The 321-nt window shown below is 44.5% G+C and carries 1 pseudogene; it reads right to left on the bottom strand.

The window, feature by feature from the left end:
- Window positions 1–80: 80 nt before the first annotated feature.
- Window positions 81–321: pseudogene (tuf, locus tag ACLTD4_RS11895) on the bottom strand (elongation factor Tu); the annotation flags it as partial.

Here is a 321-nt window from a genome sequence, read left to right as displayed (position 1 = left end):
CTCCTCTGGGCACTTTCACATTTATTTTTGCACTGCTCAATGCTTGCGCATTATTTGCACTGCTTATTGCTTACGCATGATTACTCAATGATTGTAGCAACTTTTCCTGATCCAACGGTTCTGCCGCCTTCACGGATAGCGAAACGAAGACCCTGCTCCATAGCTACTGGATGAATCAGTTCTACAGTCATCTCTACGTTATCGCCAGGCATACACATTTCTACGCCTTCTGGAAGATCACATACACCAGTTACGTCAGTTGTTCTGAAGTAGAACTGAGGTCTGTAGTTGTTGAAGAAAGGAGTATGACGTCCACCTTCA

Source organism: Hungatella sp. (genome assembly GCF_046966825.1).
This window is presented reverse-complemented; position numbering and strand designations above follow the sequence as displayed.